We start from the raw sequence: 15,106 nt of genomic DNA, 5'->3' as shown, positions 1-15,106 counted from the left end.
GTCTATAAGGCAGAGAGCTGCTCGTATCATGAGCGCAGGATGCACTTGTGTTAAGCAGGCGGATGACAGGATGTTAATCCAATGTTTGTCTTCGGGAGTGGAAATGAAGCCTTTCTTGCGCTGGTGTTATGTTGCGACAGCACTTATGTTGGCAGGATGCAGCAACCATGATTGGCGTAAAAATGAAGTTCTGGCGATTCCGTTGCAGCCTACGTTGCAGCAGGAAGTCATATTGGCGCGCATGGAACAAATTCTTGCCAGCCGGGCTTTGACAGACGATGAACGCGCACAGCTGTTATATGAGCGCGGTGTACTGTATGATAGCCTTGGACTTAGAGCGTTAGCGCGAAATGATTTTTCACAAGCGCTGTCTATTCGTCCTGATATGCCAGAAGTTTTCAACTACCTGGGGATTTACCTAACGCAGGCAGGCAATTTTGATGCTGCCTATGAAGCGTTTGATTCTGTACTAGAGCTTGATCCAACTTACAACTACGCGCGTTTGAACCGAGGTATCGCACTGTATTACGGTGGCCGATTCTCGTTAGCGCAGGATGATCTGCAGGCGTTTTATCGAGACGATCCAAATGATCCCTTCCGTTCGTTATGGCTTTATCTTGCGGAGCGAGAAATCAATCCGAAGAATGCCGACGTAGCATTGCAACAGCGTTCCGACAAAGCGGACAGAGGGCAATGGGGATGGAATATCGTCGAATTCTACCTGGGTAAGATCAGCGAAAAAACGCTGATGGAACGCCTAAAGGCGGAAGCAACGGATAACACTTCGCTCGCTGAGCATCTCAGTGAAACTGACTTCTATTTAGGTAAGCATTACCTAAGTCTGGGGGACAAGAACAGCGCCTTGGCACTGTTCAAACTGACGGTAGCTAACAACGTTCATAATTTTGTTGAGCACCGCTATGCATTGTTGGAATTGGCGCTATTAGGCCAAGAGCAAGACGACCTATCAGAATCGGACCAGCAATAGCTGACGACACCAATCAGCCTTCTTAACCATGGTTTAACCATTTTTAAGCGCCTTAACGGGCGAGGGTTGCTTTGTTCGTTTTATAATCTAATTTGAGCCGGTTCACACTTTTCAATGAAAATGACAGAAAATTTTCTCGACGAGTTATGTAGACTGGCTGCCATTATTAATGAGGCACGTGTACATGACTACTGAGCTTGAAACCTCTTTTGCTGACCTGGGGCTGTCCGCTCCAATCATTTCTGCCCTTACCGATTTGGGCTACGAAAAACCATCACCAATCCAGGCTGAGTGTATTCCTCACCTGTTGAACGGCCGCGATGTTCTGGGCATGGCTCAGACCGGTTCCGGCAAAACTGCAGCCTTCTCTCTGCCACTGCTGCACAACATTGATGCTTCTTTGAAAGCACCACAAATTCTTGTTTTAGCACCGACTCGCGAACTGGCAGTTCAGGTTGCTGAAGCAATGACCGACTTCTCTAAACACATGCATGGCGTGAACGTTGTTGCCCTTTACGGTGGCCAACGCTATGACGTCCAGCTGCGCGCTCTGCGTCAGGGGCCACAAGTTGTTGTGGGTACCCCAGGTCGCCTGCTGGACCACTTGAAACGCGGTACTCTGAACCTCTCTAACCTGAGCGGCCTGGTACTGGACGAAGCCGATGAAATGCTGCGTATGGGCTTCATCGAAGACGTTGAAACTATCATGGCGCAGATCCCGGCTGAACATCAGACCGCGCTGTTCTCTGCAACCATGCCAGAAGCGATTCGTCGTATTACTCGTCGCTTCATGAAAGATCCACAGGAAGTGCGCATTCAGTCAAGCATCACTACCCGTCCAGACATCAGTCAGAGCTACTGGTCTGTGTATGGCCTGCGTAAGAATGAAGCGCTGGTTCGTTTCCTGGAAGCTGAAGATTTCGACGCAGCCATCATCTTCGTGCGTACCAAAAACGCTACGTTGGAAGTGGCTGAAGCTCTGGAGCGCAGTGGCTACAGCAGCGCAGCGCTGAACGGTGACATGAACCAGGCTCTGCGTGAGCAGACTCTGGAGCGTCTGAAAGATGGCCGTCTGGACATTCTGATCGCAACCGACGTGGCAGCACGTGGTCTTGACGTAGAACGTATCAGCCTGGTTGTTAACTACGACATCCCGATGGACTCTGAGTCTTACGTTCACCGTATCGGCCGTACCGGTCGTGCTGGTCGTGCTGGTCGCGCACTGCTGTTCGTTGAGAACCGCGAACGTCGCCTGCTGCGCAACATCGAACGTACAATGAAGCTGACCATTCCAGAAGTTGAAATTCCAACTGCGGATGTACTGGGTGAGCGTCGTCTGGCTAAGTTCGCCGCTAAAGTTCAGCAGCAGCTGGAAAGCAGCGATCTGGATATGTACCGTGCGCTGTTGGCTAAACTGCAACCCGCTGAAGAGCTGGACATCGAAACGCTGGCCGCAGCACTGCTGAAAATGGCTCAGGGCGAACGTCCACTGATCGTTGCTGCTGATCCAGTGTTCAAAAGCCGTCCGCCACGCCGTGAATTCGACGATCGTAATGATCGCGGTGACCGCCGTGAACGCCCATCTCGCGATGGTGATCGTCCTGCACGTGATGGCGATCGTCCACGTCGTGAGCGTCGTGACGCTGGCGAAATGGAGCTGTACCGTATCGAAGTGGGTCGTGATGACGGTGTTGAAGTTCGTCACATCGTTGGCGCTATCGCTAACGAAGGCGACATCAGCAGCCGTTATATCGGTAACATCAAGCTGTTCTCTTCGCATTCAACGATCGAGTTGCCGAAAGGCATGCCGGGCGAGATCCTGTCTCACTTTACCCGCACTCGTATCCTGAACAAGCCGATGAACATGCAGTTGCTGGGTGATGCACAGCCACAGGCTGCACGTCGTGAACGTCCTGCTGGTGCAGGCGGTGAGCGTCGTGGTAACGGTGCTCCGCGTCCTTTCAACGGTGAACGTCGTGAAGGTGGCCGTGGCCGTCCTTTCAATGGCGAACGTCGTGAAGGCAGCGCACCAGCCGGTGAGCGTCGCGCTCCAAGCCGTGCTCCGCGTCGTACTACTGACGCATAATTTGGCTTATGCTTCGGCAAACGTCAGATAAACAAAAACCAGCCTGCGGGCTGGTTTTTTTATGCGTGCAATATAGGAAGGAAGAAGAGGGCGTTAGCCGATCCGCACTTCTTTCACCAGGTCGCCCTGCAACTGCGAAACAATGTCGAAAGAGTGCAAGCGCGCCTGATGGTCAAAAATCTGGCCATTAATCATCAATTCGTCGGCTTCGGTTTCGCGCAGGATATTTTGCAGGCCGGTGCGGATAGTCTCTTTATTCCCCACCACTGACATGCGCAGTGCCTGATCTACGCCAAAGCGTTCAGACGCCGACCACAGACTTTCAATGTTATCCACCGGCGCTGGCAGTTTGCCCGGATTGCCGCGACGCAGATTGATGAACTGCTGCTGGTTCGAGGTGAACATGCGGCGCGCTTCTTCATCAGTATCGGCCGCGATGGCGTTGATGCACACCATGGCATGCGGCTTTTCAAGCTGCTCGGAAGGTTTGAACTGGCTGCGATAAATCGCCAGCGCCTGATACAGCATGTCTGGTGCGAAGTGGGAGGCGAAGGCAAACGGCAAACCTAGTGCTGCAGCCAGTTGTGCGCTATACAGGCTGGAACCCAGTAGCCACAGCGGTACGTGCAGGCCCTGACCCGGCACGGCTTGTACAGGCTGGCCCGGCTGGACATCGCCAAAGTAGTGCTGCAACTCCTGCACGTCGCGCGGGAAATTATCCACATCGCCAGACATATGGCGGCGCAGCGCAATCATCGTGCGCTGGTCAGTGCCCGGCGCACGGCCCAGGCCCAGATCGACACGGTCCGGATAGAGCGTTGCCAAGGTGCCGAACTGCTCGGCAATCACTAAGGGTGAGTGATTGGGCAGCATCACGCCGCCGGAGCCTATACGGATGGTTTTGGTGCCGCCAGCGATAAAGCCAAGCAGTACCGAGGTCGCCGCACTGGCGATACCAATCATGTTGTGGTGCTCGGCCATCCAGTAACGCTTATAGCCAAGCTTTTCAGCGTGTTGCGCTAACTCCAGCGAAGAATGAAAGGCTTGTTTAGGGCTTGAACCTTGAGGTACGGGGGCTAAATCCAGCACGGAAAGGGGAACGGTGTATTTCTCAGACATAGTCGTCGCTCACTCGTTGAGGGCTGAGGGCGAAGCCAATCGCCCGCTAATTATACAGGTCAGTATTACCGAATATATTTGGGCTGAATACTTGATTTGTGCTCTATGTATTTGGCTTTGGGTGAATGTATTTGGTTTAGTTTATAATTTTAACCAATATGTTGTTTCGTGTTAAAAAAACCAGACCGCACCCCGCTATCATGCGTCCTCTTCATGACCTGAAGACGCAAATAGCAACGGACGACGTTCGATGGAAATGGAAATGCCAATGCTCGAATCTCGAGGGTTCTCGCGCTGAGTTTCACTCTGGCAAATAAAAAGGAAGCTAAAACAATGAGTAAGAGAATGTTATTGACCCTGCTGTTAGTAGCAGTGGCCATTTCGCTGGCGGTACTTTTCCGCGCGGGCAACCAGGACTTATTATTGCAGGGAGAAGTGGACGCGCCGGAGGTGATTGTTGCGTCTAAGGCCAAAGGCCGGGTGATTGAACGCTACGTTGAGCGTGGCGATGATGTGAAAGCCGGGCAGCTGCTGATGTCTCTCGACAGTCCGGAACTGATGGCGCAGTTACGCTCACTGGAGGCGGCACGCGATCAGGCCAAATCACAGCTGGAATTGTCGATTAACGGCACCCGCGAAGAGAGCATCCGCAACCTGAAAGCGACGTTGGGACAGGCGCAAACTGAGTACACCAATGCACGCGACGAGTACAATCGTAATGCCAAAGTGGCCTCCAAAGGCTATGTTTCTGCATCAGATTTAGAGAATTCCCGCCGCGCGCGCGACAGCGCTTATCAGCAAGTATTAGTCGCCAAAGCCAACCTCGATGAAGGCGTTAATGGCGACCGTGCCGAGCAACGCCAAAGCTATGCCGCCCAACTGCGTCAGGCCGAAGAAGACCTGCTGGAAGTGAAAGCCCAAACGGATGACTTACAGGTCAAAGCGCCGGTTGATGGCGAAGTCGGGCCAATCCCGGTGGAAGTGGGGGAGCTGCAAAGTGCTTCCAGCCCGTTGCTCACTCTGCTGCGCTTGCCGGACGCCTATTTCGTTTTCAACCTGCGTGAAGACATCCTCGCCGGGATACATAAAGGCGACAAAATCAGAATTCGCGTTCCCGCGCTCAATAACCAAGAAGTGGAAGCCGAGGTGCGTTACATCGCGCCACTGGGGGATTACGCCACCAAGCGCGCCACCCGCGCCACTGGCGACTTTGACCTGAAAACCTTTGAAGTTCGGCTCTATCCGCTGCAAAAAGTGCCTAACATGCGCCAAGGCATGAGCGCGCTGTGGAACTGGAAAGAGTAGTGGCAATGTACCGGGTAAAAGCCGGCTGGCGCTGTTTTTCTCGCTCGTTCAACCGCGAAACGCGCGACGCCTTTCGCAAGCCGGTGATCCACTGGCTGGGTTGGATATTCCCTTTACTGCTGTTCATCCTGATCAGCAGTAACTTCTCCGAGGGTACCTTGCTGAACCTGCCGGTGTCAGTGGTGGATAACGACCACAGCACGCTGTCCAAAACGCTGATCCGCAAGATGGACGCCGGTTCGCACGCCCACGTGCAGACTTTTGACGGTGGGTTGCAGGAGGCTGAGCATCGGCTGCGCACCGCGCAGGATTACGCCTTGCTCTACATTCCGCCTGACTTTGAGGCCGACGCGCTGGAAGGCAAACAGCCAAGCGTGGTGCTCTATTACAACGCGCTGTTTTACGGCGCCGGGCTTTACTCCACGCAGGACTTCAGCGGTTTAATCACTGAATTAAATAGTCAATATCGGGCGATTCTGGCCAATGAAATGGGCAAAACCATGCCGCCGCTGGCGAGCGTGGAGCTGCTGTATGGCAGCCTGTTTAACGCCAGCGGCAGCTACATTTACTACCAGCAGTTTGCGGCGATGATCCACCTGATTCAGCTATTTACCGTGACGTGCATGATTTACGTGATGGCGCGCAGCCAGTCCCTGCTGGGCGCGCCGTCTTTTACCTTTGCGCTGTTGGGCAAACTCGCGCCTTATACCCTGTGTTTCACCACGCTGTTGCTGGTGGAAATCGCCATGCTGGTGGGTTTTTTTGACGCGAGGGTCAGTGGCAATCCGCTGTTTATGGTGTTGATTAGCTTCTTCTATGTGATTGCCGCCCAAAGCATCGGGCTACTGCTGTTCACCTTCACCAGCACCACGATCACCGCCTATACCCTGATGGGGATTTTCGTCAGTATCGCGCTGACTTTCTCGGGCATGGCGGTGCCGGAGCTGTCCATGCCACTAGTGGCGCGGATCATCTCGAATATTGAGCCGCTGACCCACGCCCTGTACGCGATGTTTGACATTTTCCTGCGGCAGGTGCCAGCCAGCGCTATCTTCAGCGTGTGCGCCATTTTGCTGATTTACCCGCTGATCACTGGATTACTGGTGCATAAGCGATTGTACCTGCGCCTTAAGAAGCAGGAGCCAGGAAAATGACGCTACGCCAATGGCTTACCACTTACTGGAAAACCTTCGTTAAAGTCCTGACCGGCATGCTCGACAAGCCAATGTGGATGATGTTGCTGATTTCGCTGTGCGTGATGAGCACGGTTTACGCCAATCGCACGGTGTGGGATTTGCCGGTGGCGGTGGTCGATCAGGACCACAGCACGGCCAGCCGGATGCTTATCCGCCAACTTGATGCTACCTCGAAAATCAAGATGAACAGCTATGACAGCGTGGATCAGGCCGAGAAGGATCTGGCGTGGCGCAAACTGTTCGCGGTGATCATCATGCCGGTCGATCTGGAGAAAAAGATCCTCGCAGGCAGCGACGTGGTGATCCCGGTGTACGGCGATGCCACCAACCGTCTGGCGAACGGCCAGATCCAGCAGGACGTGGTGGCGGCCTACCAGTCGATTTTGACCCAGTACAACACCGAATTGTTGATGCGTAGCGGCTTCAACAGTGAGCAGGCCAATGTGCTGCTGACGCCAATCGTCGGCCAGACGCTGGACCTGTTTAACCCCGGCATCAGCTTCGCGGCCATCATCTTCCCCGGCCTGCTGGTGATGTTGTTGCAACACTCTTTGCTGATCGCCAGCGTGCGGGTGAATATCACCCTCAATAGCGCGCCCGACGGCAAGCCTGCCATCCCGGTTTTCCTCGGCGGGCTGACGGCGCTAATCCCCATCTGGCTGTTCCTGTCCATCGTTCTGTTTGTACTCTGGCCTTGGATCTTGGGGTATCGGCAGACGGCGACCATACCCGAAATCATCATGCTGACCTTCCCGTTCCTGCTGGCGGTGCTCGGGCTGGGTAAACTGGTGACCGAATGTCTGCGCAGCGTGGAGATGATCTACCTGACGCTCTCTTTCATCACCATGCCGGTGTTCTACATTTCGGGGACCATTTGGCCGTTACAGGCTATGCCGACTTGGGTGCGGGGCGTGTCATCCATGCTGCCGTCCACCTGGGCCACCAAGGCGATTGCGGGGGTCAACCAGATGGGGCTGCCGTTCAAAGAGGTGGGCGGCGATATGCTGATGCTGCTGCTTCTCGGCGCGATTTATACCATTTTGGGTATTGGCTTGGGGATTTTGCGAGACAGCGGGCGGCTGCGTGGCCTGCTGCATCGCAAGAAACCGCTAAAGAATGATTAAGGGATGAAGCGTGGAGAACAGGCGCAGTCGCTGCGCCTGTTTTGGCTTTATTGCACTAATTCCAGCCCGGCGACGCGCTGCCAGTAGCCGTTACAGTCGGCTTTATCCTGCAACTCCAGCGCCGATAGCCCCTGTTCATTGCGGCGGAACTGCTCGAGCACCTGCAAGGTTTGCAGGCTTTCCGGCGACAGCCTGACGATATCCACCAAGCCCTGCATTGACGTTTGCTCATTGCCGAGGTTGTAGCAATAGCCGCTTTGGGTCTGAATGCCATTGAGCACGAACACCTGCTGGTTCTCCTGCGACAGCACTTTGCGGCCCTGCGGATACTTGATGCAGCAGGTTTCACAATCATCCTTGGCCCGATCTTCCGAGCGCGCGGTAAAGCAGCGCGCCGAGTAGGCCAGCGGCAAGTGGCCGTAGGAAAGCACTTCCACCTCGAACTTGCCGCCAATCCCCATGTCCTGACACTGATTGAGCAAGTTCACCAGCCAGTCGCGAGAAAGCTCCACCGGCATGCACCAGCGCGTCATGCCCTGTTGATGCAGAATCTTAAGAGTGGCGGCGTTGTAGCAGTTCAGCGCGTGCCCGGCGACAAACGGCAGTTTGCGCTCGGCCGCCATGTTCACCGCGCCAAAATCATTGGCTTCCAGCAGAAACTCGCCGTTTTCCACGTAGCGTTTCAACTCGTTCAGTTCCGACGGCGCTTGCAGCAGGGCGAGGGTTGAAAGCACCACCTGTTTGCCGCTGGCGGCGAGCTGGCGGGCGATTTCCAGCCAGTCATTGACCTTCATCTCGCGGCGTTTGGTACAGACATTTTCGCCGAGATAGATGATATCGGCGCTGCTGCTGGCGGCGGCCTGATAAAACGCCTCAACGTCCTGCTTCGGCCAGTAATAAAGGATGGCGCCTAAAGAGTATTTCATCGTTCCCCCTGCCATTATTGCCACTTGCGATGATAAGCACCGAGCGTGGTTTGGGTGCCTTCGGAAATAGAACCCAGCTGCGTCATCCACTGGGTATCCGTGGTGAACGCCTGCGGATTGGCCTTGCAGCGATCGATAGCGGCGCGCCAGACGCGGGTCACTTCGCTGACATAGGCCGGGCTGCGCTGACGCCCCTCGATTTTCACCGACGCGATATTGGCGGCAAACAGCTCAGGCAGCAGCTCCAGCGTATTCAGGCTGGTGGGCTCTTCCAGCGCGTGGTACTTCGCGCCGTCCACCAGATAGCGCCCCTTGCACAGCGTCGGATATCCGGCGTTTTCGCCTTCGTCATAGCGGTCAATCAGCACATTGTTGAGGCGCGACTCCATGCCCTGTGCCGTCTGCTGCCAGCGAACAAAACGCGCGGGAGAGCAGGCACCCACGGTGTTTGGCGACTCGCCGGTCAGATAGGAGGAGAGGTAGCAGCGGCCTTCCGCCATGATGCACAGGCTGCCAAAGGCGAACACCTCCAGCGGCACAACGCTGGTACGCGATAGCTGGCGGACCTGATGCATCGACAGCACGCGGGGAAGCACCACGCGGGCAACATCAAAATTGCGCTGATAAAATTTAATGGCTTCATCGTTGGTGGCCGAAGCCTGAACCGACACGTGGCGCTCAACCTGCGGGTAGCGTTTGGCGGCATAATCGAGCATCGCGATATCGGCCAGGATCAGCGCGTCGGCGCCCAGCTGCGCGGCCATGTCGACGGCGCGCTCCCAGCGCTCAAAGCCGTCAGGGTGGGCGAAGGTGTTAATGGCGATATGCAGCTTGCGGCGGTGGCGATGTACGTAATTTGCCGCCTCCTGCAATTTCTTCTCAGTAAAGTTCAGACCGGCAAAATGGCGGGCATTGGTATCGTCTTTCAGGCCGATATAGACCGCGTCGGCACCCTGATCAATGGCCGCTTTCAACGCGGGCAAATTACCCGCCGGGCAAAGTAGCTCCATGGTTTATTCCTGACTTTAGCCGGTAAAACTGCGCCGGTAAGAATGAAAGAGGGAGGCTCGCTGACGTAAAGCCTTCATCAGAGAGCATTTTACTGGGGACCTATTTTAGAGAAGGCGGACGCGCAGTATTTTGATTTGAGGCAGTTTATACCCGGTTGGAGCCGACTCGGGGCGAGGGTGGTTGTGCGCGCTTTCTTTCTGTTGCAGTATTTATTGATGCAGGACGCGGTACTGAATAGGCGATGTGGCAAAATAGGGCCCATCTCTTGAGCAAATCAGTGTCCAACGTTACTTAAAGGAGTGGTGCCAGTGTTGCAAAAACTACGAGCACGTATGGTGCGTCAGGGGCCGTCATTACTAAGTTTGCCGGTAAAATTCACGCCTTTCGCCGTACAGCGGCAGGTTTTGCAACAGGTACTTAGCTGGCAATTCCGGCAGGCGCTGGCCGAGGGCGATTTGGATTTTCTCGAAGATCGCTGGTTAAAAATCGAAGTCAGCGATCTTGGTCTAAGCTGGCTGATGTCAGTTGAAGATAGCAAGCTGGTGATTAGCGAGCAGGGCGAGGCGGATGTCAGTTTTAGCGGCAATGCTAACGATTTGGTACTGATCGCCGCGCGCAAGCAAGACCCTGATACGCTGTTCTTCCAGCGCCGGTTGCGTATCGAAGGAGATACGGAACTCGGGCTGTACGTCAAAAATCTGATGGACGCCGTCGATCTGGACAGCATGCCTTTGCTGCTGAAAAGCGGCTTAATGCGCCTGGCAGACTTCATTGAAGCAGGTTTACAAGAGGACCGCGAGCCTGGCGCTCCGGTAGTGCAAACATGTTAATTCGTACCGAAATACCGATTGATGCCGCCGGCATAGACCGTTTATTGCGCGAAGCTTTCAAGCGCGACGACGAAGCAGACTTGGTCAGAGAGCTGCGCGAAGACGGTTTGCTAACCCTCGGCGTGGTTGCCACCGATGACGAAGGTCAGGTGGTCGGCTACGTGGCTTTCAGCCCGGTTGATATCAAAGGAGAAGACCGTAATTGGGTCTCTCTGGCACCGTTGGCAGTCGATGAATCACTGCGCGGGCAGGGCTTTGGCGAAAAGCTGGTGTACGAAGGTTTGGACTCACTCAATGAGTTCGGCTACGCCGCCGTGGTGGTGCTGGGCGACCCCGCCTACTATGGTCGTTTCGGTTTCAAACCCGCAGCCCAGCACGACCTGCACTGCCGCTGGTCAGGCACGGAAGCCACTTTCCAGCTCTACACCCTGAGTGATGACGCCCTCAACGATGCCCACGGCGAAGTGACTTTCCCGGCGGCGTTTAATCGTTTTTGAGTCTGACGGGCTGCTTATAAAAAGCACGTATCCGTTGAAATATTAATCACTTCCTTCTATAGTATCTGTACGGTAAAAAACCGTACAGATATGCATTTCGTGCATCTCTCCAAATTATAAAATCACAAAAGAAGAGAATGGCTGCCGTCTGTGCGTTAGCAGTCTAGGAGTACCACATGTCAGCCTTGAAGAAACAGCGCATCGATCTGAGATTATCCGACGCTGATAAAAGCGCGATCGAAGAAGCTGCGGCAATGTCCAACCAGACCATCACGCAGTTTATGGTTGCCAGCGCCTCGAAACGTGCTGCCGAGGTTATCGAACACCATCGGCGACTCATCCTTAACGAAGAGTCGTGGAATTTGGTGATGGATGCCCTCAGCAACCCACCTGAACTGAATGATAGATTGAAACGAGCCGCCAAGCGTCTCGAGAATATGGAGTAAGAGGTGGACGATTTAACAATAGGGATGTTGGTTGAAGACGCCGAATATGATTTTGAGGCATTTGACTGCGGAGAGGAATCTCTCAACGTTTTTCTGGCCGAGCACCTTGTGCGGCAACACAGAAATCGCATTTTGCGCGGTTATCTGCTCATAACCAAAGAGCCAAAACCCAAGGTCTTAGGTTATTACACATTGTCGGGCAGCTGCTTTGAGAAGGCTGCTCTGCCATCAAATACTCAGAAAAGAAAAGTGCCTTATGAAAATGTCCCGAGCATTACATTGGGCCGTTTGGCGGTTCATAAAGATCTGCACGGGCAGGAGTGGGGAACCACGCTGGTAACTCACGCCATGAAGGTGGTTTACTTAGCTTCTAAGGCCGTTGGCGTTCACGCACTGTTTGTTGATGCGCTGAATGTGAAGGCAAAAGGCTTTTACCAGAAACTGGGTTTCATCCCTCTTGCTGGCGATAATGCCCATTCTCTTTTCTTACCGACTAAGTCGATAGAAAAGCTTTTCTCTTCCTAATTTACTGTTTACTTGACCAAATAACTCTCCAAACTCCCCGGCTGTTCTTTCACCAGTTTCTCTTTCTGCGCTTTCGTCAGTTTCTTCACTTTTAGTTCAAGCTTTGAGGCCAGTGAGCGATCTCCGGCGGCGCAGTGGAACACTAATTCTAGTTCGCCTTTACCGCGCAGCGCTTTGGCGCCTTTACCCGACTGATGCTGGGTCAGGCGGCGTTCGACTTCGGTGGTGATACCGGTGTAAAGCATGCCGGACGGCGTGCGCAGCATGTATAAAAACCAGCGTGATGGCTCGGCAGACTCGGACATTTTGAATGGCAACGCGATGCTATGAATTGAAGTTGAACGGCAAGTTTACCTTATCGCGCCGATAGCGCGCTAAACTGGCGGCAGTTAATTTTGAGGGGCAGTGCATGACTGACGCGACCGATGTAAAACATATCAGCACCTTTCTTGATGACAATCACGTGCTGGCGCTGTGCGCGTTGGCAGATGGGGAGATGTGGAGCGCCAACTGTTTTTACGTGGCGGACACGGAAATCATGACGCTCTATTTCATGACCGAGCTGAAAACCCAACACGGTGCGATGATGGCAAAAAACCCGCAGGTGGTGGGCACCATTGCACCCCAGCCGGAGAGCATTGCGCTGATTCGTGGCATTCAGTATCGCGGCGAGGCGGTGATTCTCTCTGGTGATGAAGAGCAGGCGGCGCGCCAGCGTTATTGCCAGCAGTTCCCCATTGCGGCAACGATGAAAGCCCCCGTTTGGGCGTTAAAACTCAATGAAATCAAGATGACCGACAATAATCTCGGGTTTGGCACCAAGTTGAGATGGCAGCGTAGCGAAAGCTAGATTGGCAGACACCAAAAGGGCCGGTTTCCCGGCCCTGTGGTTCAAACTATTCAGTCAAACTATCGCATTAGTTTGGCTATTTAGCTGAGTTATGCCGCCAGCACTCTAAGCGACTCGCGGTTAAACGCAGGTAAGTCATCTGGCGTGCGGCTTGTGACCAGCGTGTCGTTATCGACCACCACTTCTTTGTCGAAGAACTCGGCTCCGGCGTTTTTCACATCAACCACCACCGGTTTCACTGTAGTCAGCTTGCGTCCGCGAATGACATCCGCGTTAATCAGCAGCTGTGGGCCGTGGCAAATGGCGAAAATAGGCTTGCCGCTTTTGGCGAATTGGCGAGTAAACTCGACGAAGCGATCGTCGCCGCGCAGAGTATCTGGCGAGTGGCCGCCCGGCAGCAGCAGAGCGTCGAAGTCAGCGACTTTGACATCATCAATAGATTTATCAATGGTGACTTTGGCTTTGCCCTGCTTGCCATGAATGACATTTCCGGCTTTATGCTCAATGGTGATCACTTGGTGGCCGGCTTTCTTGTAGGCTTCCGCTGGCGAGGTGAATTCTGAGTCTTCAAATTCGTCAGTGATTAGGACTGCAATTTTCTTGCTCATCATGTCTCCCGTTGCTTAATGGAAAATGTCTTGATGTATAAAGCTTGGACCCCATGACGGCTGAGGTCAAACCGGATTCGTCCGAGTCTGTTTCTCCATCTGGCTTATAATCAGTCAGTAACAAGATATGTCTGATGGCGCTCCCGCGCAGAAAAGACAACGCTACGCGGCTGAATCGACATAAGGAAATATCATGGCAAAAGTACTTTTGCTGGGGGCCAGCGGGCTGGTGGGGGCGGAGCTGCTCTGCCTGCTTGAGCAAGACTCACGTGTGAGTCGCATTGTTGCCCCGACGCGGCGACCATTGGCCTCACTGAGTAAGCTGGTCAACCCCGTCGGCGATGATATCCCCGCGCTGGTGGCGGACCTGGATGAGCCGATAGACCTTTTTTTCTGCTGCTTAGGCACTACTCGCAAGCAGGCGGGAAGCGCGGCGGCTTTTCGCGAAATCGAATTCAAGATGGTGGTGAACAGCGCCATCGCAGCGCGTAAACTCGGCGCCAGCCATTGCCTGCTGGTCAGTGCCAACGGTGCCAACCCTCATTCACGTTTAATCTATAACCGCACTAAAGGTGAGATTGAACAGGCGCTGATTGCGCAGAAATGGCCACTGCTGACGCTGGTTCGCCCCTCATTGCTGGTGGGACAGCGCCAGCCTCCGCGCTTACTCGAACAGCTCAGCGCGCCGCTATTCAAACTGCTGCCCGGCAAATGGAAAGCCATCGATGCCCTCGACGTGGCGAAGGCGATGCAGCAACAGGCATTCAATGCCGGTCTGGGCGGTATCACCGTGCTGGAGTCCAACCAGCTGGCCGCTATCGCCCGTCAATAAAGCCCGTGATATTTACCAACTCAGCGTCTGCCCGTCTCGCGCCGCGATGACGTTTTCCGGCAATGGGTTGCTCTGGAGCCATAAATCCAGCTTGTGGCTGATATGGGTCAGATAGGTTTTGCCCGGTTTTAACTGCTCATGGATCGCCAGCGCCTGATGAACGTCATTGTGATTTTTGTCGGGGATGTCGCGCGGCGGGTGGCTGCAATCCAGCACCATGGCATCCAGTGGGATCTCCTCCAGATATTTTGCCGTCGCCAGCGGCAAACCGGCGGTATCGGTGAGGTAAGCCAGCGTCGCCCGCTCGGTTTTAATCAAATAGCCGAAGGTGATTTTAGAATGATTGAGCGGCAGCGGCGTCAGTTGCAGATTGCCGAAATTACGGGGGACAAAGGGTTGAAACGGCGGCCGAAAATTCAGAATGCCCGGATGTTTGAACAGGTCGTCACAGCCGTTTTCATCCGGCGGACCATAGACCGGGATCGCATTTCCAACACCCCAGCGCAACGGAAATAACCCCTGAACGTGATCCATATGATAGTGTGTAAGCCAAAAACGCTGAATTTCGCCCGCCGCAAACTGTTGGGCTAACTCCGGCAATCCTGCATCAATCAGCGTCACTCCCCCCTGATATTCCAACTTTGCACTGCAAGGCTGACGGCGAAACGCCGGGTCTTTACGCGCCTGTTCACACACGCCGCAGTCGCAGCCAAAAACGGGCACCTGCTGTGCTCCGCCGGTGCCGAGAAAGGTCAATTGCATG

Annotated in this window: 18 protein-coding genes; 12 read left to right on the top strand and 6 right to left on the bottom strand. The window is 54.3% G+C overall.

Annotation, left to right across the window (positions count from 1 at the left end):
- Positions 1-103: 103 nt before the first annotated feature.
- The 3 genes from nlpI to ACT3RT_RS12120 all read left to right on the top strand — a co-directional run bounded on the left by nlpI (position 104) and on the right by ACT3RT_RS12120 (position 3,074).
- Positions 104-988, top strand: a complete 885-nt coding sequence (gene nlpI / locus ACT3RT_RS12130; RefSeq protein ID WP_496203030.1) for a lipoprotein NlpI — start codon at positions 104-106, stop codon at positions 986-988.
- Between the two features lie 114 nt (positions 989-1,102).
- Positions 1,103-1,183 (top strand): protein YrbN, encoded by an 81-nt coding sequence (yrbN, locus tag ACT3RT_RS12125; RefSeq protein WP_096335046.1) that lies wholly within the window; start codon positions 1,103-1,105, stop codon positions 1,181-1,183.
- Positions 1,173-3,074, top strand: coding sequence for a DEAD/DEAH family ATP-dependent RNA helicase (locus ACT3RT_RS12120; protein WP_353500684.1), 1,902 nt, complete (start codon positions 1,173-1,175; stop codon positions 3,072-3,074). Before yrbN ends, ACT3RT_RS12120 begins: the two co-directional genes overlap by 11 nt.
- A gap of 93 nt (positions 3,075-3,167) precedes the next feature.
- Here the strand turns inward: ACT3RT_RS12120 and ACT3RT_RS12115 are convergent, their stop codons facing one another.
- Complete coding sequence (locus ACT3RT_RS12115; RefSeq protein WP_396132296.1) at positions 3,168-4,193, bottom strand: luciferase-like monooxygenase; 1,026 nt, start codon at positions 4,191-4,193, stop codon at positions 3,168-3,170.
- 333 nt (positions 4,194-4,526) lie between these two features.
- Here ACT3RT_RS12115 and ACT3RT_RS12110 point away from each other — a divergent pair, with 333 nt between their 5' ends.
- Genes ACT3RT_RS12110 through ACT3RT_RS12100 form a run of 3 tightly spaced genes read left to right on the top strand, consistent with a single transcriptional unit; the run spans position 4,527 to position 7,818 of the window.
- Positions 4,527-5,498, top strand: a complete 972-nt coding sequence (locus ACT3RT_RS12110; protein ID WP_353500686.1) for an HlyD family secretion protein — start codon at positions 4,527-4,529, stop codon at positions 5,496-5,498.
- A 5-nt stretch (positions 5,499-5,503) separates the two neighbouring features.
- The gene (locus ACT3RT_RS12105; protein ID WP_353503877.1) at positions 5,504-6,652 is read left to right on the top strand and encodes an ABC transporter permease; all 1,149 of its coding nucleotides are present in this window, start codon (positions 5,504-5,506) and stop codon (positions 6,650-6,652) included.
- Positions 6,649-7,818 carry an ABC transporter permease gene (locus ACT3RT_RS12100; protein ID WP_496203029.1) on the top strand — a complete coding sequence of 390 codons (1,170 nt, stop codon included), beginning with the start codon at positions 6,649-6,651 and terminating at the stop codon, positions 7,816-7,818. Before ACT3RT_RS12105 ends, ACT3RT_RS12100 begins: the two co-directional genes overlap by 4 nt.
- A 47-nt stretch (positions 7,819-7,865) precedes the next feature.
- Here ACT3RT_RS12100 and ACT3RT_RS12095 read toward each other — a convergent pair whose 3' ends face one another.
- Complete coding sequence (locus ACT3RT_RS12095) at positions 7,866-8,744, bottom strand: U32 family peptidase (RefSeq protein WP_485902028.1); 879 nt, start codon at positions 8,742-8,744, stop codon at positions 7,866-7,868.
- A 14-nt stretch (positions 8,745-8,758) separates the two neighbouring features.
- Positions 8,759-9,754, bottom strand: coding sequence for a ubiquinone anaerobic biosynthesis protein UbiU (ubiU, locus tag ACT3RT_RS12090; protein WP_485902030.1), 996 nt, complete (start codon positions 9,752-9,754; stop codon positions 8,759-8,761).
- Between the two features lie 309 nt (positions 9,755-10,063).
- On the opposite strand from ubiU, the gene ubiT reads away from it, so the two are divergent.
- From ubiT to ACT3RT_RS12070, 4 genes are all read left to right on the top strand, one after another.
- Positions 10,064-10,585 carry a ubiquinone anaerobic biosynthesis accessory factor UbiT gene (gene ubiT / locus ACT3RT_RS12085; RefSeq protein WP_353500690.1) on the top strand — a complete coding sequence of 174 codons (522 nt, stop codon included), beginning with the start codon at positions 10,064-10,066 and terminating at the stop codon, positions 10,583-10,585.
- Positions 10,579-11,082: a GNAT family N-acetyltransferase gene (locus tag ACT3RT_RS12080; protein ID WP_485902032.1), complete on the top strand. Its 504-nt coding sequence runs from the start codon at positions 10,579-10,581 to the stop codon at positions 11,080-11,082. Before ubiT ends, ACT3RT_RS12080 begins: the two co-directional genes overlap by 7 nt.
- A 176-nt stretch (positions 11,083-11,258) precedes the next feature.
- Positions 11,259-11,528 (top strand): type II toxin-antitoxin system TacA family antitoxin, encoded by a 270-nt coding sequence (locus ACT3RT_RS12075; protein WP_485902034.1) that lies wholly within the window; start codon positions 11,259-11,261, stop codon positions 11,526-11,528.
- Positions 11,529-11,531: 3 nt separating this feature from the next.
- Positions 11,532-12,053, top strand: a complete 522-nt coding sequence (locus ACT3RT_RS12070) for a GNAT family N-acetyltransferase (protein WP_496200819.1) — start codon at positions 11,532-11,534, stop codon at positions 12,051-12,053.
- Positions 12,054-12,061: 8 nt separating this feature from the next.
- Here ACT3RT_RS12070 and ACT3RT_RS12065 read toward each other — a convergent pair whose 3' ends face one another.
- The gene (locus ACT3RT_RS12065; RefSeq protein WP_485902038.1) at positions 12,062-12,358 is read right to left on the bottom strand and encodes a GIY-YIG nuclease family protein; all 297 of its coding nucleotides are present in this window, start codon (positions 12,356-12,358) and stop codon (positions 12,062-12,064) included.
- Positions 12,359-12,462: 104 nt separating this feature from the next.
- Here ACT3RT_RS12065 and ACT3RT_RS12060 point away from each other — a divergent pair, with 104 nt between their 5' ends.
- Positions 12,463-12,903 (top strand): YhbP family protein, encoded by a 441-nt coding sequence (locus tag ACT3RT_RS12060; protein ID WP_496200818.1) that lies wholly within the window; start codon positions 12,463-12,465, stop codon positions 12,901-12,903.
- 89 nt (positions 12,904-12,992) lie between these two features.
- Here the strand turns inward: ACT3RT_RS12060 and ACT3RT_RS12055 are convergent, their stop codons facing one another.
- The gene (locus tag ACT3RT_RS12055) at positions 12,993-13,511 is read right to left on the bottom strand and encodes a type 1 glutamine amidotransferase domain-containing protein (RefSeq protein ID WP_034795315.1); all 519 of its coding nucleotides are present in this window, start codon (positions 13,509-13,511) and stop codon (positions 12,993-12,995) included.
- A gap of 193 nt (positions 13,512-13,704) precedes the next feature.
- Between ACT3RT_RS12055 and ACT3RT_RS12050 the strand changes: the two genes are divergently transcribed.
- Positions 13,705-14,343: a Rossmann-fold NAD(P)-binding domain-containing protein gene (locus ACT3RT_RS12050; RefSeq protein WP_486031529.1), complete on the top strand. Its 639-nt coding sequence runs from the start codon at positions 13,705-13,707 to the stop codon at positions 14,341-14,343.
- A 12-nt stretch (positions 14,344-14,355) separates the two neighbouring features.
- Here the strand turns inward: ACT3RT_RS12050 and phnP are convergent, their stop codons facing one another.
- Entirely contained in the window at positions 14,356-15,105 is a 750-nt protein-coding gene (gene phnP / locus ACT3RT_RS12045) for a phosphonate metabolism protein PhnP (RefSeq protein ID WP_496203028.1), read from the bottom strand.
- Between the last annotated feature and the right edge of the window lies 1 nt (position 15,106).

The sequence above is a fragment of the Ewingella sp. AOP9-I1-14 genome (genome assembly GCF_052375995.1).
Taxonomy (GTDB): Bacteria; Pseudomonadota; Gammaproteobacteria; order Enterobacterales; family Enterobacteriaceae; genus Ewingella; species Ewingella allii.
This window is presented reverse-complemented; position numbering and strand designations above follow the sequence as displayed.